Here is a 17851-nt window from a genome sequence, read left to right as displayed (position 1 = left end):
CAGGGAAGCGCCCCGGGCGTCGGCCACGCATGCGGGCGACACTCCGTACGGCCGACAGCGGACACCGCGAAGAGCGAAACCGGCCGCTGCCGGGGCTGTCGGTGGGGTTCACTCGTGGGCGACCGCGTGCCGGCCGTGCAGTGCTGCCCGGTGGGCGGCGGCCCGGCCCGACGCCCAGCCCTGCCGATTGTTGATGTTCGTCGTATGGTGCGTCAGCTGAGGGAACTGTTTCTCGAACGCGTCGCGTACCGCGTCGTCACGGGCCGCGAGCACCGGTAGCAGCTGGGCGCCGCTGGCCGAGCCGGCCGCTTCCTGGCCGACCTCGTCGGCCGCGGCGCTGAGCCGTTCGCCGATCCGCGACGCGTACGCCGTCAGGAACGACTGCCGAAACGAGCGGGTGGTGTTACGCCCGTACTCGTCGGTGGTGGGCTTGGCCTGAGTCATCGCCCTGGTCGCCTGCACCAGCAGCGACGTGAACAGCAGTTCGGTGGCATCCAGATCCGCCGGGAAGCCGACGACGGTGGTGAAACCGAAGCGCTTCGCCCACACCGCCCGGCAACTGTTCGCCTCCGCGACGACCTGGAGCAGCAACGACTTCGGCGCCTCATACGGATTGTCGACGGCGATCCGGCGTGTGACCGGCTGGTCGCGTTCACCGGTCGCGGCCACCAGCAGGGCGTGGTCGATCCGGTGCCGGGCCATCAATTCCTGCGCCTTGGCCGTGAACGCATCGGCCTCCTCCGGGAAGTCGGTGGACTCCGCCTTGGCCAGCAGTGCCCGGACCCGGTCCAGCATCCGCTGGTCGACGTCCGCCGGCGCGGGCGCCGTGGCCGGCCGGGCATCGCCGGGAGCCGGGCCGACCACCTCGATCGCCGGCAGCGTCGCGAGCAGATGAAGCACGTCAATCAGCGCGGCGATCACGGTGGCGCGGTCCAGACCCTGCCGGCCACCCCAGATCGTCACGTAATGGTCATCGTGGTCCCACCAGACCCGTGCTTCGAGGATCGCCAGCTGTGACTGCCATCGCGGGTCGACGGTGGCCATGGGATAGCCGCGCATCCGCGCCGCGATGGCATCGACCATCAGCCGGCCATGACGTGCGCCGCATTCGCGGCGCGCCACCCGGACCAGTTCGGCCGGCTGCCAGCCGCGCCGCCACGCCTGCTCCACATCGTGCAGCAACCGCGCCAGCAGGGCACGGTTGACGACCTGGATCCCGACTGCACCACCCGGCCCCGCGATCAACAGAGCATGACAACGGTCCAGCTCGGCGCCGTGTTCGCCATGCTGGGCGTGGATCGCCTGCTCGATGATCTGCTCCGCGAGCTCCAGCTGCGAGGGAACACGCGGTGTACCGAACAGGCCCAACGGATCATCGGCACCACCCGCCGCCCGCTCGGACTTTCGGCGTTGCGCCGCGTCCGCCGTCTTCCGCTTGGCCTTGTGCCGTTCGCGACTGTTCCTACCCACTGATCTCCGCCCGATCTGATCCGGCAAGCCGCCAACGCTACCAACCCGACAACCTCGCGGACGCACCCGTTAAGGTGGATCGGCCTCAGGGCACAGCCGGTTCGGGATGCTCTGCCCGGAAGCGGTCCGCGGCGTCGTGGCTGATCAGCGAGGCGTCGAACAGCCAGTCGACCGCCCGGCGGGCGGCTCGGGCGTCACGGAACGCATACCAGGCCGGTAACAGGTGCGGGTACTCCTCGTAGTTCGTCCTTGAACCGACGGAACGCGCCGCGGCCGTTGATCGCGCGGGCGAGCCTGCGGGCCGCCTGGTCGTCGCTGACCAACTCGGTGAAGTCGGCCATGTCTTCATGCCAGACGTACGAGGGCAGCGGACGGATCGCGACGAGGTCCCGGTCCAGGTCGTCCAGGTCGACCGGGGTCTTGCCGTCGATGCCGCCGTCCCAGGTCCACAGCACGATCTCCCCGGTCTCCGGGTCGACCAGGTGCAGGTGCTCGTCGTAGACGTTCTGATCCGACAACGCGAACGCGATCTCGTCAAGATCAAACTTGTCGATCTCCAGCATGGCCAGGTCCAACCGATCCGGTATGCGCCCGAGCGTATCGGCACCGTATCTAGCCACGGCCGCAGCCCAGTGGGCGCGCCGCTGCTGCGGTTTCGACTCGCACGAGGCTTTACCTCATCAGTCCTCGAGACAATCGGAGGTGTCACGGCTTGGGTCAGAGCGACGTGGTGATCGCCTTCGGGTGCGTCACCGGCCTGCGGGCCGGCTGGAGACCAATCGCACCGACGAGCTGCAGACGCCGCATTTGCGCGCGTGCCGGACCAACCACGGCATGGGTTTGATCGACTACTACGCCACCATCGACCGCAGCAACGGCGTGCCCCTCAGGGAGGCGATGTACCGGGTCAAGCGGGCCACGCTCGAAAGCGCCTGGATCGCCTCGGCGTCTACCCCGAGTACGCCGAGGCTACTGCTCACATTCGCGTGAGCAGCCAATATTTGCAGCTCAACGCGCTGTCGACCGAGGCGGTTCTTAAACTGCCAACAATCGATTCACGTTTTCCCTGGTCAGGGGCTTTGGTGGGCGATACTGGGATCGAACCAGTGACCTCTTCCGTGTCGAGGAACGATCATCGCGCCAGGGCCAGCGTCGACGGCTACCAGCAGCCAGACGAGGCCATGCCATCGATCGGACATGGCCTCTGAACTGGCGGACCACACCTGGCAGCATAGAAACCGCATTTCCGCAGCTCAGGGGACGGCCGTGACGCTACCCGCCGTACGCCGACGCGCGACCTGACCACATCACCGCTCACTCAGCCGTGGCGTCGCTATGCAGACCCGATTCAGATCACAGGTCGACCAGGACCAGCTCCGAGCAGAACCCAGGCCCCATGGCCAGCATCACGGCCGGTCGGCTCGGTGCGCCGGGATCCCGGTCCGCCAGCGTCGCCTGCAGGACATGCAGAACGGACGACGACGACAGGTTCCCCACCGACGCCAGGCTCCGTCGCGTCACGTCGAGCGCATACGGCTTCAGGTCGAGGGCTCGGAGGATCGCTTCGATGACCTTGGGGCCACCGGGGTGAGCGATCCACGTGTCGACGTCTGCCACGGTCAGCCCGTGCCCGGCCAGGAAGGCCTCCACGTCGTCCCGCAGGTATGTGTCCACGATGTCGGGGACCGTGGCCGCGAGCACGAGCCGAAACCCGGAGCCGCCGACGTCCCAGCCCATCACCCGCTCGGAGCCCGGGTAGAGCCGGCTCCGTGTCGCCCGCACCTGGGCCGCACGCCCGTGGCCGATCTCGGTCGCGCGCCGCTCCCCCACCAGGACCACCGCGGCCGCGCCGTCCCCGAACAGGCCGGAGCCGACGAGGTTCGCCGTCGAGCTGTCGTCGCGCTGGAACGTGAGCGAGCACAACTCCACCGACAGCAGCACCGCTACGTCGTCCGGGTGGCCCCGCAGATAGTCGTGGATCCGCGCGATGCCCGCGACCCCCGCCACACAGCCCAGGCCGAACAGTGGCATCCGCTTCACGTCGTCGCGCAGTCCGAGCGGGCCGGCGATGCGCGCGTCCAAGCTGGGCACTGCCAGCCCGGTCACGGAAGTCGTCGCGATGAGGTCGACGTCGGACGGGCCCAGTCCGGCGGCGGCCAGCGCAGCGGACACGGCTTCCACACCGAGCCGGCGGCCGACCTCGATCCACACGTCGTTGGCGGCTTGGAAGCCACCGAGATCGTGGTATCGCTCCAGCGGGAGAGCCAGGTGCCGGGTGCGAACCTCGGCCGCGCCATGCAGACGCCGCATCAGCTCGCGACGGGGCGCAGCCTCCGGTCCGTCACCGAGGATGGCATCGGCCAGGACTTCGGTTATCTCGTCCTGCCGGTACACATTCGCCGGGAAGACGGCGCGGGCAGCAACGATGCGTGACATCTATTCATGGTCCTCTCAACCTCGCTCTTCATCGGCGTGCGGAGACAGCACAGACAAGGCGCGAGGAGCTACGGGCGGCGCTGGGCGCCTGCGGAGGCGCTGGCTCGCGCGGCGGTGACCGAGCGTTATGGCGCTGGGCGCTTGCCGGAGGTGAGGTGCTGCGAGCGCTCCCAGAGGCCGCGGGCGAGCGTTTCGTCGAGGGCTTGTGCGTTGCTCGGCCTGGTGATGTTGCGCCGGTAGTAGTACGCACCGGATTCCCAGTCGACGCCGGGTCTGCCCTGCGCTAGCCACACCAGTTGATCGGCGCCCTGCTCAGGGGTGGAGAACAGGCGGCGGCCGATCGGGTTGGCCGCGACTCGGCGGACCAGACGGATGATCGGCTTGGTGGACTCCACCCCGAAGTTGGTTATGACGTTGCCGGGGTTGAAGGAGGCCGCCGAGATGCCCTGGGCGTGGTAGCGCCGGTGCAGTTCCTGGGTGAACAGGATGTTCTCGAGTTTGGCCGCGCCGTAGGCGTGGACTGCGTCGAAATGACGGTCGTGGTCGAGGTCTGTCAGATCGATTTTCTTCGTGAAACGCACCGTGCTCGAGGTCTGGATCACCGAAGCGCGCGAGGCGATAAGGATGTCCAGGAGAAGGTGCGTGAGAAGGAACGGTGCGAGGTGGTTGATCTGGAACGTCTTCTCGAAGCCGTCGACGGTCCTGGTCTGCGGGCCGAACATGCCGCCGGCGTTGTTCGCCAGAACATCTATGCGGGGGTAGGCGCTGGTGAGCTCCGCCGCGAGCCGGGCGACGTCGTCGAGTCGGGTGAAATCGGCGACGTAGCCGTCGACGCCGAGCTCGGTGGAGATGGCGCGGGTCTTCTCGGGCGAGCGCCCGGCGACCACCACGGTGTGCCCGTCGGCGTGCAACCGGCGTGCGGCGGCGGCCCCGATTCCGCTGCTCGCACCGGTGATGACGATGACCTTCTTGATGTTCACCCAGATCTTCCCTCCATCGAGTACGTGAGACACTATCTCATTAGTGAAACTCAGTGTCATACATGAGTTGTAGTACCATCTGCCTGTGGATGTCAGCGGGGCTCCGAACGGGGCTCGCGCGCGGGCCCGCCGGGCGATGCGCGTGCAGGTGAGCGCAATTGCGGTGGGCCTGTTCCTTCAGCAGGGCTACGACGAGACGACGGTGGAGGACATCTGCACCGCCGCCGACATCTCACGCAGCACGTTCTTCCGGTACTTCCCGACCAAAGAGGACGCCCTGTTCGGCCTCTCCAGCGACACCGGCGAGCGGCTGCTTGCCGCGCTAGCTGCTCGGCCCTCCGGCGAGACACCGTGGACCGCTCTGCGGCGGGCACTCGATCCGCGTCTTGAGGAGATCGCTGCCGGGGGTGTGCAGGCCGGGCGTCTGGTGCGCCTCATTCAGAACACTCCGGGTTTGGCAGCACGTCACCGTGAGAAGGAAGCCGAGTGGCATCAGGTGCTGCGGCCGGAGGTTGCCCGCCGTCTCGGCGTCAACCCGGCGGCCACCTCCGATCCTCGTGCCGATGCCATGATCGCTGCCGCGCTCGGCTGTCTCGACGCGGCGCTGATTGCCTGGACCGCCAGTGAACAGCCGCCGGAACTGCCCGAGCTGCTCGACCGTGCCATGGCCGCCGTCGGCTGACCCGGCGAGCGCGACTCGCGCCGATGAGCGGATGTCTCGGCTCAGGGCTGTGCGGGAGCAGGAGTGCCGGTCGCCGGAATCGCCGACTGTGCGTCGAGGCCGGCGAACGCGAGCGCGATGACGAACCCGGCGACCTCCTCCAATTGGCGCGCCCGATCCAGGCCGCCGATTACGCCAGGAACACCACCGACGTCGCGTGCGAGGGAACCGACGACGTCCAATGCTCGGGGGTCGTCTCCGCACATCGCGACCGTTACCGGTGACGAGGCGGGCGTCGTCCACCGCGTCGACGGAAACAGATGAAACGCCTTGACCACGTGGGCGCCGGGGGCGAGTTCGGCGACGTGGTGTGCCATCGCGCGCCCGGATTCCGGCTGCGGCACGCCAATGCCGTGCTCGACCGCGTTCGTCGGATCAATCAGCGGTTTCCCGGCAAGTGACCCGGTGGGCGCACCGGCGGCCCTGAGGATGTCGGCGACGCCCCGCCAATGTACGGCGAGCAAAACGGCGTCGACGCCGACAGCGACCTCGCGTAGAGGCCGGGAGCGGGCTCCGGACGCCTTTGCCGCAGCTTCCGCACGTTCGGGCGAACGGCCGCCGATGCTGATGTCATGTCCGGCCCGGGTCCAGCCGGTGGCGAGCGCCGCGGCGAGGGCTCCGGTGCCGAGGATTCCGATACGCATGGCGTCAGACTCTAGAAAGTCCGGTGCGAACCGATCGGATCGTTACGCACCATCAGGTGTGCGTCAACCATGACACGATGACCGAATGTCTCGCGATACGGACGGCGGCAGCGAGCACTTCGTAGCGGACTGCCGGTTACGGATGGCAACCGACCTCTTCACGCACGTGTGGGATCCGGTGGTTCTGGCAGCGCTTACCGACGGTCCGCAACGCCGCCGCGCGCTTCGGGCGAGTATCGGCGGCATCAGCGACAAGGCTCTCACCGAGGCACTTCATCGGCTGATCACGAATGGCCTGCTCGAACGAAGGTCGTACGCCGAGGCGCCCCCGCGTGTCGACTACGCGTTGACCGCCCTCGGACGCACCTTCACCGACGGGCCCATGCGCGCACTCGGTGAATGGATCACCCGTTACGGCGGCGAACTTTTCGAGGCGCAGGAACGGATGCGTTTGGCGTACACCTGACCGGAGCACATCAGGCATTGCTCCCCGCAGTGCGCTGAAGCTGGGACAGAAGGCTGCGGTTGTCGGTGCGCACCCACTCCTCGATGAGGCGGCCTCGATCGTCGACACGAAATATGTTGATCAAGTCGAACACGACGCGTCGCCCGTTGGGCGGCAGCACGCCGGCCGGCGACTGCGTGAAAGGGCGGACGAAGGTGCCCTCGATCCAGGTCTGGCAGGCAAGGTAACTACCGTCGACGAGCACGATGCCGCGGCGGATCGATCGGTTGTCGAAGGCCGCGCGGACCGACGCGAAGTAGTCCGTGAGACCGCGGTAGTCCGACTCGAAGCCGTCCGGTCCGTGGAACCGGAACATCTCCGTGTCGAAGTACGTGTCGGCCTCGTCTTGATTCTCGCCGGACACCTCAAGTTCGCCGGCGCGCACCAGGCGAGCGATCAGTTCGTCGCGGATCAGGTCTTCGGGCATCAGTATCTCTCCTTAAGGCAGGCGATCAGCATGCCTCTGATCAGTCATGCGTGCCAACGATGATCTGGCACGCTTTCCATGAGCAGAACGCATGGCAGAATGACGTCATGTCGGAGTTCACACTGGTGGGCCTTCGTGTCGTCCAGGAAGTGGCCGCCGCGGGATCATTCACTCGGGCTGCTGAGGCGCTGGGCTATACCCAGTCGGCGGTCTCCCGTCAGGTGGCCGCGATGGAGGCCGCGGCCGGAGCGCTGATCTTCGAGCGCGATCGACGGGGGGCGACACCCACGCCGGCCGGCCAGGTGCTCCTGCGGCACGCGGCGCAGGTGTCAGCCGGCGTGAGCGCGGCCGAGCTCGAGCTGGCCGGCATGCGCGACCGGCTCGCGGGTCGCATGACGGTCGGCGCATTCCCCACCGCCAACATGGCGTTGGTGCCGCGGGCGGTCGCGCAGGTGACCGCCGGGCATCCGGGCCTGGCCGTGATCGTGAAGGAGGCGGCAACCCCCACACTTCTTCGGCAATTGCGTGCCGGGCGGCTCGACGTGGCGGTTATCGCGGTCGGGCACGGCCTACCGGACTACGACCTGGGCGAGTTGGCACAGCACCTCCTGGCACACGGCCGGCTTCTGGTGGCCGTGCCGAAGGCCCATCGATTCGCCGGCCAGGCGGACGTGGCCGTGCCGGACCTATTCCATGAGCAGTGGGTCGTGAGCGAAGGCGCGCCCGGCGAACCCCAGTTCGGAGCATGGCCCACGGTGCCGGAGCCGCGCATCGCCCACACGGTACGCACCTGGTCGACCCGCCTTGGCCTGGTTGCGGCCGGTCTTGGCATCACCGTCATCCCGGAACTCATCTTGCCCGCGATCCCGGCCGACGTACGCGCGGTCCCCGTGCGGGACAGCCACTGGCCCGGCCGTGCCACGGTCGCCGTGACCGTAGCCCGCCCATCCGCGCAGGCACAGACGTTGGTGGCAGCTCTGCAAACCCAAGCCGTCCGGCTCAACGGCGCCTCGGCCGAGTCCCACGACGGTCACGGTTTGCGGGCCACTGCGCCGTAGACCGAGACTTGCGCATCCGACGGTGACGATCGGTCAGCGGCTTCACCGAGATCGGGCCGCCACGCGGGCAGGATCTGCAGTCCGGGGTCCACCAGTTCCAGACCGGTGAAGAATCGTTCGATCCGCTCTTTGGAGCGGACCTTCATGGTGACGCCCTGCCTGCGGTAGACCTCGGCCACCTGCTCCCACGCCTCCGGCCGGAAGTCGCCGGTCAGGTGCGACAACGCCAGGTAGCTGCCCGCCGGCAGCACGGCCAGGAGCCGCTCGACGAGGCTCCACGGGTCGTGCTCGTCACCGACGAAGTGCAGGATCGCGATCAACAGCAACCCGACCGGGCGGTTCAGATCGAGAGTGTTGCGCAGAGCGGCCGAGCGCAGAATGGTGTCGACGTCGCGCAGGTCCGCGTCGATGTAGTCGGTCCTGCCCTCGGGATGACTGGTCAGCAGCGCGCGGGCGTGAGCAAGCACGATGGGGTCGTTGTCCACATAGACGATCCGTGATCGTGGATTGATCCCCTGGGCGACGTGGTGCACGTTCGGTGCGCTCGGGATCCCGGTGCCGATGTCGAGGAACTGATCGATGCCCTGCTCGGCCAGGTAACGCACTGCCCGGCGCAGGAACAGCCGGTTCTCCCGTGGTGGAATCCGGCTGTCCGGGTTGGCCTGCAGGCCCTTCTGGGCAGCCTCGCGGTCGGCTGCGAAGTTGTCCTTGCCGCCGAGGAGATAGTCGTACACCCGGGCGGGGTGCGGGCGATCAGTGCGCATGTCCACCCGGGTTCCGAGATCCGGCTCCGGTTGCTCGGTCATCGGTGACATCTCCTTCGCCTGAGTCCCCGGGGACGGAACCGACTATCGCAAGATCTTAGGGATCGACCAGAGCCGAGTCGAGGCCCGATAGTGCGTCTGGGCGGCGGCGGCCAGTTGGTCGACAGCGTCAGGCCTCGCCGAGGACGTTCTGGACGCCGGCCACCGCCGCGCCGCGGGCCCAGTCGGTGAAGGTCAGTGGGGTGGTGACGACGTCGAGGGCGCATCGCTGCACCTCGAAAGCGCCGGGCCGCAGCCGGTCGGCGATCGTCTCGTTCAGCGCCGGTGACGCGGTGAGCACGGCGACGTCCTCGCCGGCCAGCACTATGCAGGTGGTCTGGAGCGCGCCGGCGAACGTCGCGACCAGGTGGCCGAGCGCGCGGGCGGCGTCGTCGAGCAGCTCGGCGGCGGCTTGATCTCCGGCGCTGCGCGCCCGATCCAGCTCGGCGAAATCGGTGGCGGCTCGGCGGGAGAGATCTTCGCGGTTGAGGTACGCCGCGGCACAGCCGGCGTGGCCGAGCGTGCAGCGTGGGCCGCGGGTGTCAACCGGGGCGTGCGCCAGCAGGTGGCCGTTGTCGATCAGCTGATCGACGACCACTCCCTCCCGGACGACGCCGAAGCCGAGGCCCGCGCCGACGGTGATCACGCCGAACGTGGCGTGCGCCCGGCCGGCGCCGAACCACAGCTGCTCGCGGGCCAGGGCGGTGACGTCGTTGGTGACGATCACCGGCAGGCCGGTGCGCTTAGCCAGGGGCGCGGCCAGGTCGACCTCGCGCCAGCCGAGGAACGTGCCCTCGCGCACGACCGCGCGGCCGGCGACGACGCCGCCGACCGCCACGCCGATGCCGTCCAGCGTCGGCACCCGCCGGGCCAGCCGGGCGGTGAGCTGGGCCAGCACCTTCACCGCGCCGGCGACCGGCACCGCGCCGGTTGCGTCCGGCGCCGGGAGCGCGGCCCGGGCGGTGGCCCGCACGTCGCCGAACATGTCGCAGACCACGCCGTGGACGGTGTCGGCGGTGAGTTTGAAGCCGGCCACGTGGCGGGCGCTCGGGACGGCGGCCAGCACCTGGCGCGGGCGCCCGACGGCGGTTTCCGGTTCGAGCGCCTCGGAGGCCATGCCGCCGTCGACGAGGGCGCGGGCGAGGCGGGACGTCGACGCGTACGACAAATTGAGCCGGTCGCCGAGGTCCTGCCTGGTTGCCGGGCCGTGAACGAGCAGGTGGCGGGTGACCGCGAGCTCGCCCGCGGACAACACGCGCTGGATCACCATGAGAATCAGTCTACGAGTGACCCTTGTCACAGGCATCGATGGAGGCTTATTTTCAATCTGGTTGCAAATAAGTCGCCCGACTGCGCTGAGGCAGGAGACCCCATGGCGATAAGCACCAGCACCCCCCGACGCCGGGACGACACCCGGCTGGCGATCGCGTTCATCGCCCCCGCTCTGATCGGTTTCCTGGTCTTCATGGTGTGGCCGACATTGCGCGGCATCTACCTGAGCTTCACCAAGTTCAACCTGCTCACCCCACCGGAATTCAACGGCCTGGACAATTACGTACGCATGGTCCAGGACCCGGTGTTCTGGAACTCGCTGAAGGTGACGCTCTACTACGTGGTCGTCAACATCGCGATCCAGACCGTGTTCGCCCTGGTCATCGCCGTGATGATGCAGCGGCTCACCAAACGCACCTGGCTGCGCGGCGTCATTCTCACGCCGTACCTGGTCTCCAATGTGGTGGCCGCGATGGTGTTCCTGTGGATCCTCGACTACCAGCTCGGCATCGGGAACAAGGTGATCGAGATGATCGGGCTGGACCGCGTCGCGTTCCTGTCCGGCAGCACCTGGGTGATCCCGACCATCGCGCTGATCAACGTGTGGCGGCACGTCGGCTACACCGCCCTGCTGATCTTCGCGGGGCTGCAGACCATTCCCGAGACGGTGTACGAGGCGGGCCGGATCGACGGCGCCAGCGAGATCGCCATGTTCCGCCGGATCACCGTCCCGCTGCTGCGCCCGATCATCGCGCTGGTCCTGATCATCACGGTGGTCGGCTCGTTCCAGGTCTTCGACACCGTCGCGATCACCACCCGCGGCGGGCCGGTCGACTCGTCGCGGGTGCTGCAGTACTACATCTACGACATGGCGTTCGGCCGCTTCCAGTTCGGCTACGCCTCGGCGATGTCGGTCGCCCTGCTGATCATTCTCGTGATCGTCACGTTCGTGCAGTACCGGCTCACCCGGGCCGAATCGTCGGACCTGAACTGAGGGAGGGACGACATGACCACCATCGCCACGCCGGCCGCTGTGCCGGTCACCCGTACCGAACCGGCTCCGTCACCGGGCCCTGGGTTCAATCTCGGCCGTACCCTCGCCTGGGTCTTCATGATTTTGGTGATCCTGGCCAGCCTGTTCCCGTTCTACTGGATGCTGCGCACCGCGCTGTCCAGCAACAACGCGCTCTACGCCGGCTCGGACAGCGTGCTGCCGGTGCAGTTCTCCTGGGGTGGCTTCGAGCGGGTCTTCGGCCTGCAGACCGGCCAGGAGGCGATCGACGCGGGCGGCGCCGGGCAGCCGATCCAGTTCTGGCATTACCTGGCCAACTCGGTGATCGTGTCCACTCTGGTCACCGGCGGGCAGGTGTTCTTCTCGGCGATGGCCGCGTACGCCTTCGCCCGCCTCCAGTGGCGGCACCGGGAGAAGGTGTTCGGGTTCTTCCTGGCCGGCCTGATGATCCCGGCAATCTTCACGCTGCTGCCCAACTTCGTGCTGATCAAGCAGCTCGGCCTGGTCGACACCCTGCTCGGGGTGGGGCTGCCGACCATGCTGATGACCCCGTTCGCGGTCTTCTTCCTGCGGCAGTTCTTCCTCGGCCTCTCCCACGAGGTGGAGGAAGCCGCTCTGGTCGACGGCGCCTCCAAGGTCCGGGTCTTCTTCCGGCTGATCCTGCCGATGTCGTCGGCGCCGCTGGCCACGCTGGCGATCCTGACCTACATCACCTCGTGGAACGACTACTTCTGGCCGCTGATGGTCAGCTACACCGACCGGTCGCGGGTGCTCACGGTGGCGCTCGGGGTGTTCAAGTCGCAGACCCCGCAGACCGGTCCGGACTGGGCCGGGCTGATGGCCGCCACGCTCGTCGCGGCGCTCCCGATGCTTCTGCTCTTCATGTTCTTCGCCAAGCGCATCGTCAACTCCATCGGCTTCAGCGGGATCAAATGATGAAGCTCCTCAAGATCTTCCTGGCCACCACCCTGCTCGCCGGTTGCGGCTGGAGCGGCGCCGACACGGTTTCCCAAACGGGCGGCGGCACCATCGAGTACTGGCTGTGGGACTCCGGTCAGCAGCCCGGCTACCAGAAATGCGCCGACGAATTCGCGGCGCAGAACCCCGGACTTCACGTGCACATCTCCCAGTACGGGTGGGATGTCTACTGGTCCAAACTGACCGCCGGGTTCATCGCCGACACCGCACCCGACGTGTTCACCGACCACCTCGCCAAGTACGCGCAGTTCGTCGACCTCAAGGTGCTGCGCCCGCTCGACGACATCGGACTGCAGGACTCCGACTATCAGCCCGGTCTGGCCGAGCTGTGGAAGGGCCAGGACGGCAAGCGGTACGGCGCGCCGAAGGACTGGGACACCATCGCCCTGTTCTACGACAAGACCGTGCTCGAGAAGGCCGGCGTCGACCCGGCGTCGCTGAACACCCTCACCTGGAACCCGACCGACGGCGGCACGTTCGAGAAGCTCGTCGCGCATCTGACGGTCGACGCCAACGGCATCCGCGGCGACCAGGCCGGCTTCGACAAGAACCACGTCGCGATGCACGGGCTGAGCTCGGAGGGCTCCGGCGGGGCCGGCTGGGGGCAGACCCAGTGGTCGGCGTTCACCGCCAGCGCCGGCTGGCAGGCCACCGACAAGAACCCGTGGGGCACCCACTTCAACCTCGACTCGCCGGCGTTCCAGCAGACCTTGAACTGGTACTACGGACTGACCCGCAAGGGCTTCATGCCGACGTACCAGGAGATCGGCGGCGCCAACGCGATCGGCACCGACAAGCAGATCCAGTCCGGCATCGCGGCCATGGGACTGAGCGGATCGTGGATGATCTCGACGTTCAGCAAGCTCACCGACTCGGCCGGGCAGAAGCTGGAGATCGGACTCGCGCCCACCCCGATCGGGCCGACCGGCAAACGGGCGTCGATGTTCAACGGCCTCGCCGACTCGATCACCACCCTGTCGAAGCAGCCGGCGAACGCGGCCAAGTGGGTCAAGTTCCTCGCCGGCGCCCAGTGCCAGGACCTCATCGGCAAGTCCGGGGTGGTGTTCCCGGCCCGCCCGGAGGGCACCGAACTGGCCATCGCCTACAACCGCGACGAGCGCAAACTCGACGTCACCCCGTTCACCGACCAGGTCAAGGAGAAGACCACGTTCCTGTTCCCGGTGACCTCCAACGCGGCCGACATCCTGGCCCTGATGAACCCGCGGATGGACGCCGTCTTCATCGGCAGCGCCCCGGTCTCGTCACTGACCTCGGTCAACGACCAGTTGAACGACCTGTTCAAGGTGGCGCAGTGAACCCGCTGCACTGGCGGGCCGGCGGGGTGAGCCTGGTGCTCGACTGCACCCCGCCGCGGCTGCCCCGGGTGCTGCACTGGGGCGCCGATCTCGGTCCTTCCGTGGCCGGCCTGCTGGACACGGCGCGGCCGCAGCAGGTCTCCAACAGCATCGACGACGAGGTGCCACTCAGCCTGCTGCCCGAACATGCGGCGGGCTGGGTGGGCACCCCCGGCCTCACCGGCCACCGCGACGGCGCGGGCTTTTCCACCAGCTTCACGGTGTACGAGGTGACCGAACCGGTCGCGCACCAGCTCCGGATCGCCGCCCGGGATGCCGCGGCGGGCCTGTCGCTGCTGCTGGAATTGGAGATGACCGCGTCCGGCCTGGTGCGGCAACGGGCGACGGTCACCAACGAGCACGCTTCCCCGGCGTACACCATCGGCGGTCTGCTCTTGACCTTGCCGGTGCCGACCGAAGCGGCGGAGGTGCTCGACTTCACCGGGCGGCACCTGCGTGAACGCATTCCGCAGCGGCAGCCGTTCACGGTCGGCACCCGGCTGCGGGAGAACCGGCGCGGGCGCACCGGCGCGGACGCCTCGATCGTGCTGGCCGCCGGGACGACCGGTTTCGGCTTCCGTGACGGCGAGGTGTGGGGCGTGCACGTGGCGTGGAGCGGCAACCACCGCGCCCTCGCCGAGCGCACCTCGACCGGCGAGTCGCTGCTCGGCGGCGGTGAGCTGCTGCTGGCCGGGGAGGTCCGACTGGCGGCCGGCCAGTCGTACCGCAGTCCCTGGCTCTACGGTTCCTACGGCCGCGGCCTGGACGAGCTCTCCGCCCGCTTCCACTCCTACCTGCGGGCCCGGCCGCAGCACCCGCGGACGCCGCGGCCGGTCATCGTCAACACGTGGGAAGCGGTCTACTTCGACCACGACCTCGGCAAGCTCACCGCGCTGGCAGACGCCGCCGCGCAGGTCGGGGCCGAGCGGTTCGTCCTCGACGACGGCTGGTTCCGGCACCGCCGCGACGACCACGCCGGGCTCGGCGACTGGTACGTCGACGAGACGGTCTGGCCGAAAGGCCTGCATCCACTGGTCGACCACGTGCGCGGGCTCGGCCTGCAGTTCGGGCTCTGGGTCGAGCCGGAGATGGTCAACCCCGACTCCGACCTGGCCCGCGCCCACCCCGAGTGGATTCTGTCGACCGGCGGACGGATGCCACCCCTGGCCCGCTTCCAGCAGGTCCTCGACCTCGGGCACGGCGGGGCGTACGCCTATCTGCTCGACCGCCTCGACGCGCTGCTGACCGAGTACGACATCGCCTACCTCAAGTGGGATCACAACCGGGACCTGATCGACGCCGGCCACTCCCCCGGCGGGGAGGCCGGCGTGCACGTGCAGACCCTTCGGCTGTACCAGCTGATGGACGAGCTGAAGGCCCGGCACCCCGGCGTCGAGATCGAGTCCTGCTCCTCCGGCGGCTCCCGGGTCGACCTCGGCGTGCTCGAACGCGCCGACCGGATCTGGTCCAGCGACTGCAACGACGCCCTCGAACGGCAGGCCATTCAGCGGTGGACCGGCACCCTGCTGCCACCGGAGATGATCGGCGCGCACGTCGGGCCGGCCGTCTCGCACACCACCGGCCGGGTGCACACCCTCGACTTCCGGGCCGGCACGGCGCTGTTCGGCCACTTCGGCATCGAGTGGAACCTGACCGAGGCTTCCGGTGCTGACCGCGCCCGTCTCGCCGAGTGGGTGCGCCTCTACAAGGAGCTGCGCGGTCTCCTGCACAGCGGGACGGTGGTGCGCTCGGACCACCCGGACGAGTCGCTGTGGGTGCACGGCGTGGTCGCGGCGGACCGCTCCGAGGCGGTCTACGCGCTGGTCGCCATGTCCACCGGCGTGTGGTCGCCGCCCGGTCGGGTGCGCCTGCCCGGCCTCGACCCCGAGGCGGCCTACCGGATCGCGCCGCTTCCTCCGGGTGACCGGCCGGAAGGCCCGGCCCGCAATCCGTTGTCCTGGTGGCGTGACGGGGCTGTCCTCAGTGGCCGGTCGCTGGCCGTGGCCGGGGTCCAGGCGCCGGTTCTCTTCCCCGAACGGCTGGTCCTGATCCGCGCGCGTGTCCACAGTGTTGCAAATTCGATAATTTGATCATCAAACCTGCTGTCACGCTGCTCACTATCGCAGTTACAGAATTTATTTCGGTTGATGCACGAGTTGAAACACCACGCGTTTGACCTGCCCTTCCGACGTCGCCCGGATAAACGCGAAACCGCCCCGCTTCGCAAAATTCGTCTCGCCGAAATAATCGGCGCGGCTGCATCGTGTCATGCCGACGAAATGTGATTCCGAACTCTCGCGCTTTCCCATGGAATCCGCTTCTCTTGGATCAGCCCGCCACATTTACGGAAACTGATCTTTCGGAGCAGACACATGACGGCACCGTCAGCACCCGCGACCCGGCCCGGCGCCCGCCTGGCCTGGCGCCCGCTGCAGCGCTCCACCCGGGTTGCGATCATCGGCGCGCTCGCAGCCACGCTGTTCTACCAGCTTTTCCTGATCAATCCCGCCTATCGCGGGCCGGCCTGGCTGTGGATCGCCATGCTGGCCGCCGAGGGCCTGACCGCCCTGCACCTGATCGGCACCTGGTGGACGATCCTGGCGCACGACGACCGGGCCGAGGCGGTGGACGCCACGGTGTGGCGCAACCGGCTGCGCGCCGGGGCGGCCGCGCCGGCCATCGACGTCTTCATCACGGCGTACGGCGAGGAGCCCGCGCTGGTGCGGCGCACACTCGTCGCGGCCCGGGAGATGGACCTTCCGCACCGCACGATCCTGCTGGATGACGGCGACAGCGATGAACTCCAGGCGATCGCCGAGACCAAAGGCATCGATTATTTCCGGCGCCCCGGCGGCTTGCACGCCAAGGCCGGCAACGTCAATGCCGGGCTGGCCCGCACCGACGGCGAATACATCGTTGTCCTCGACGCCGACCACGTGCCGGACCGGACTTTCTTGATCAGCATCCTTCCGCATTTCCAAGATCCGGACGTCGCGTTCGTGCAGTCACCCCAGTCGTACGTCAATGATGTGAATCTTGTCGCGACCGGTTCCGGGGAAGCACAGCGCATTTTCTACGAGCTCGTCTGCCCGGGTAAGAATCACTTCAACGCCGCGTTCTGCGTGGGCACGAATGTGATGTTCCGGCGGGCCGCGCTCGACGAGATCGGCGGCATCTGGACCGACAGCAACTCCGAGGACATCTGGACGTCTCTCGAGCTGCACAAGCGCGGCTGGAAGTCGATCTACGTGCCGCAGGTGCTGGCGCGCGGGCTCGCGCCCGAGGACGTGCCGTCCTATCTCAAGCAGCAACTGCGCTGGGCCAGCGGCGGCTTCGAGGTCATCCTGCGCGGCCGGCTGTTCCGCCGCCGCACCGGGCTGACCATCGACCAGCGGCTGCAGTACCTCTTCTGCGGCACGCACTACCTGCTGTCGCTCGCGATGCTCACGTTCATGCTGTTCCCGGCGCTCTATCTGCTGGCCGGGCTCAGCCCGATCCGCGCCGACGGGTTCGCCTGGGCCACCCACTATCTGCCGTTCCAGGCCGCCGTGCTGCTCGTGACCTGGTTGCAGTCGGGCGGGTTCCGGCTGTCGGCAATCGTGGCCAGCATCGGCGCGGCCCCGGTCCACCTGCGCGCGCTCGGTGCCGTGCTGGTCGGGCGGCGGGCGAAGTGGAAGGCCACCAACGCCGGTGGCGACTCGGCGCGGTCGCTGTGGGCGGTCATGCCGCTGGTGGCGCTGCTGATCCTGAACGTCACGGCGATCGTGGCCGGGATCCTGGTGATGGACGACCCGGCACCGACGTGGTTGTCGGTCGGCTGGGCCTCGCTGATCGTCCTGATCGTCGGCCGGATGATCCTCGAATCGGTGACCGGCGGCCAAATCCGCCGCCGTCGCCCGCCGGCCACGCCCGCTCCGCAGGCGCCGCGGGCCCTCACCGCCGCCCCCGTGCCGGTTCCGGCCTGATCTCCGCCGGCCATCCCCCTTTCCCGAGTACGCCTTGCCTGAGCCCGACTTCCCTGAGCACGCCTTCCCTGAGCCCGACTTCCCTGAGCACGACTTCCCTGAGCACGACTTCCCTGAGTGAGGACGATATGAGTACTTCAGCCGTTTTGCCCGCCGTGGATTCCGAAGCCCCAGCCGAAGCCGAACAGGAACAGGAACCCACCGCGGGACCACCCAAAGGCGCGC

The 17851-nt window shown here is 68.2% G+C and carries 19 protein-coding genes; 10 read left to right on the top strand and 9 right to left on the bottom strand.

What is annotated here, in order from left to right:
- Window positions 1-108: 108 nt before the first annotated feature.
- Together AB0E90_RS39985 and AB0E90_RS39980 are read right to left on the bottom strand one after the other, a co-directional pair.
- Window positions 109-1470, bottom strand: a complete 1362-nt coding sequence (locus AB0E90_RS39985) for a DUF2786 domain-containing protein (RefSeq protein ID WP_360417479.1) — start codon at window positions 1468-1470, stop codon at window positions 109-111.
- 194 nt (window positions 1471-1664) lie between these two features.
- Window positions 1665-2033 carry a hypothetical protein gene (locus AB0E90_RS39980; RefSeq protein ID WP_360417477.1) on the bottom strand — a complete coding sequence of 123 codons (369 nt, stop codon included), beginning with the start codon at window positions 2031-2033 and terminating at the stop codon, window positions 1665-1667.
- A gap of 181 nt (window positions 2034-2214) precedes the next feature.
- On the opposite strand from AB0E90_RS39980, the gene AB0E90_RS39975 reads away from it, so the two are divergent.
- Both AB0E90_RS39975 and AB0E90_RS39970 read left to right on the top strand, forming a co-directional pair.
- Window positions 2215-2460 (top strand): hypothetical protein, encoded by a 246-nt coding sequence (locus AB0E90_RS39975; RefSeq protein ID WP_360417476.1) that lies wholly within the window; start codon window positions 2215-2217, stop codon window positions 2458-2460.
- On the top strand, window positions 2457-2678 hold the full coding sequence (locus tag AB0E90_RS39970) for a hypothetical protein (RefSeq protein WP_360417474.1): 222 nt from the start codon (window positions 2457-2459) through the stop codon (window positions 2676-2678). The genes AB0E90_RS39975 and AB0E90_RS39970 overlap by 4 nt, the downstream gene beginning before the upstream one ends.
- A 145-nt stretch (window positions 2679-2823) precedes the next feature.
- On the opposite strand, the gene AB0E90_RS39965 is transcribed toward AB0E90_RS39970, so the two are convergent.
- A complete protein-coding gene (locus AB0E90_RS39965) occupies window positions 2824-3906 on the bottom strand; it encodes a type III polyketide synthase (RefSeq protein WP_360417472.1) in 1083 nt (360 codons plus the stop codon).
- 125 nt (window positions 3907-4031) lie between these two features.
- Complete coding sequence (locus tag AB0E90_RS39960; RefSeq protein ID WP_360417470.1) at window positions 4032-4886, bottom strand: SDR family NAD(P)-dependent oxidoreductase; 855 nt, start codon at window positions 4884-4886, stop codon at window positions 4032-4034.
- Between the two features lie 85 nt (window positions 4887-4971).
- Here AB0E90_RS39960 and AB0E90_RS39955 point away from each other — a divergent pair, with 85 nt between their 5' ends.
- A complete protein-coding gene (locus AB0E90_RS39955; RefSeq protein ID WP_360417468.1) occupies window positions 4972-5568 on the top strand; it encodes a TetR family transcriptional regulator in 597 nt (198 codons plus the stop codon).
- Between the two features lie 41 nt (window positions 5569-5609).
- On the opposite strand, the gene AB0E90_RS39950 is transcribed toward AB0E90_RS39955, so the two are convergent.
- A complete protein-coding gene (locus AB0E90_RS39950) occupies window positions 5610-6251 on the bottom strand; it encodes an NAD(P)-binding domain-containing protein (RefSeq protein ID WP_360417466.1) in 642 nt (213 codons plus the stop codon).
- A gap of 85 nt (window positions 6252-6336) precedes the next feature.
- On the opposite strand from AB0E90_RS39950, the gene AB0E90_RS39945 reads away from it, so the two are divergent.
- Entirely contained in the window at window positions 6337-6717 is a 381-nt protein-coding gene (locus tag AB0E90_RS39945; protein ID WP_360417464.1) for a helix-turn-helix domain-containing protein, read from the top strand.
- A 10-nt stretch (window positions 6718-6727) separates the two neighbouring features.
- On the opposite strand, the gene AB0E90_RS39940 is transcribed toward AB0E90_RS39945, so the two are convergent.
- Window positions 6728-7183 carry an ester cyclase gene (locus AB0E90_RS39940; RefSeq protein ID WP_360417462.1) on the bottom strand — a complete coding sequence of 152 codons (456 nt, stop codon included), beginning with the start codon at window positions 7181-7183 and terminating at the stop codon, window positions 6728-6730.
- A 59-nt stretch (window positions 7184-7242) separates the two neighbouring features.
- Between AB0E90_RS39940 and AB0E90_RS39935 the strand changes: the two genes are divergently transcribed.
- The gene (locus AB0E90_RS39935) at window positions 7243-8241 is read left to right on the top strand and encodes a LysR substrate-binding domain-containing protein (RefSeq protein WP_360417461.1); all 999 of its coding nucleotides are present in this window, start codon (window positions 7243-7245) and stop codon (window positions 8239-8241) included.
- Here the strand turns inward: AB0E90_RS39935 and AB0E90_RS39930 are convergent.
- Together AB0E90_RS39930 and AB0E90_RS39925 are read right to left on the bottom strand one after the other, a co-directional pair.
- Window positions 8214-9047, bottom strand: a complete 834-nt coding sequence (locus AB0E90_RS39930; RefSeq protein WP_360417459.1) for an SAM-dependent methyltransferase — start codon at window positions 9045-9047, stop codon at window positions 8214-8216. The two genes, AB0E90_RS39935 and AB0E90_RS39930, sit on opposite strands and share 28 nt — an antisense overlap.
- A gap of 127 nt (window positions 9048-9174) precedes the next feature.
- On the bottom strand, window positions 9175-10314 hold the full coding sequence (locus AB0E90_RS39925; protein ID WP_360417457.1) for an ROK family protein: 1140 nt from the start codon (window positions 10312-10314) through the stop codon (window positions 9175-9177).
- Window positions 10315-10416: 102 nt separating this feature from the next.
- On the opposite strand from AB0E90_RS39925, the gene AB0E90_RS39920 reads away from it, so the two are divergent.
- From AB0E90_RS39920 to AB0E90_RS39905, 4 genes are read left to right on the top strand one after another with little or no spacing between them, the layout of a single operon-like run.
- Window positions 10417-11310, top strand: a complete 894-nt coding sequence (locus tag AB0E90_RS39920; RefSeq protein ID WP_360417455.1) for a sugar ABC transporter permease — start codon at window positions 10417-10419, stop codon at window positions 11308-11310.
- A 12-nt stretch (window positions 11311-11322) separates the two neighbouring features.
- Window positions 11323-12264, top strand: coding sequence for a carbohydrate ABC transporter permease (locus AB0E90_RS39915; RefSeq protein ID WP_360417453.1), 942 nt, complete (start codon window positions 11323-11325; stop codon window positions 12262-12264).
- Complete coding sequence (locus AB0E90_RS39910) at window positions 12261-13622, top strand: sugar ABC transporter substrate-binding protein (RefSeq protein WP_360417451.1); 1362 nt, start codon at window positions 12261-12263, stop codon at window positions 13620-13622. The genes AB0E90_RS39915 and AB0E90_RS39910 overlap by 4 nt, the downstream gene beginning before the upstream one ends.
- On the top strand, window positions 13619-15751 hold the full coding sequence (locus AB0E90_RS39905) for an alpha-galactosidase (protein ID WP_360417449.1): 2133 nt from the start codon (window positions 13619-13621) through the stop codon (window positions 15749-15751). The genes AB0E90_RS39910 and AB0E90_RS39905 overlap by 4 nt, the downstream gene beginning before the upstream one ends.
- A 45-nt stretch (window positions 15752-15796) precedes the next feature.
- Here the strand turns inward: AB0E90_RS39905 and AB0E90_RS39900 are convergent, their stop codons facing one another.
- On the bottom strand, window positions 15797-15970 hold the full coding sequence (locus AB0E90_RS39900; protein WP_360417447.1) for a hypothetical protein: 174 nt from the start codon (window positions 15968-15970) through the stop codon (window positions 15797-15799).
- A gap of 63 nt (window positions 15971-16033) precedes the next feature.
- On the opposite strand from AB0E90_RS39900, the gene AB0E90_RS39895 reads away from it, so the two are divergent.
- Window positions 16034-17626 (top strand): glycosyltransferase family 2 protein, encoded by a 1593-nt coding sequence (locus AB0E90_RS39895; RefSeq protein WP_360417445.1) that lies wholly within the window; start codon window positions 16034-16036, stop codon window positions 17624-17626.
- The last annotated feature ends 225 nt before the right edge of the window (window positions 17627-17851 follow it).

It is taken from the genome of Actinoplanes sp. NPDC026619 (assembly GCF_040638295.1).
Classification (GTDB): Bacteria; Actinomycetota; Actinomycetes; order Mycobacteriales; family Micromonosporaceae; genus Actinoplanes.
Note: the sequence above shows the minus strand (reverse complement) of the source record. Positions and strands in the feature narration are given on the sequence as shown.